Source organism: Pseudomonas sp. MF5691 (assembly GCF_016405645.1).
GTDB classification, from domain to species: Bacteria; Pseudomonadota; Gammaproteobacteria; order Pseudomonadales; family Pseudomonadaceae; genus Aquipseudomonas; species Aquipseudomonas shahriarae.
The window spans coordinates 1-512 of the sequence record NZ_JAEKDC010000063.1; the positions used below are offsets into that span (position 1 = coordinate 1).

The 512-nt window shown below is 65.0% G+C and carries 1 protein-coding gene; it reads right to left on the reverse strand.

The window, feature by feature from the left end:
* Positions 1-512 (reverse strand): AMP-binding protein (locus JFT44_RS28545; protein WP_198831485.1); only part of this gene is annotated, 512 nt, incomplete at both ends.

The following is a 512-nucleotide window of genomic DNA, read 5'->3' on the forward strand; positions in this document are numbered from 1 at the left end:
CCCTTGAGCTCATCGGCCTGCGGGTGATCGAGCAGCATGCGCCAGGTCGAGGGCGTGGCCTGCAACACGCTGATGCGCTGCTGTTTGACCAGGGCAAGCAAGGCTTGCGGGTCGAGGTTGATGTCCTGCCCGGTCAGCACCAGGGTTGCGCCAGCCAACAGTGGCCCATAGATTTCCAGGCCGAAAATATCGAACGAAAAGGTGGTCAGCGACAGCAGCCGGTCATTGGCATCCAGGCCCGGCTGGCGGGCCATGCTGCACACAAAGTTGGTCAGGGCGCCATGGCGCACCATCACGCCTTTGGGCTTGCCGGTGGAGCCGGAGGTGTAGATCACGTAGGCCAGGTGTTCGGCCGTGGTGCGCGGCAGCGGGTTTTCGCAGCTGTAGCCATCGAGCCACGCATCCGGTTGGTCCAGGGCCAGGGCACTGACCCCGGCCGGGATCGGCAAGCGCGCCAGCAACGGTGCCTGGGTCAGCAGCAGGGCCAGGCCGCTGTCTTGCATCATGTAGGC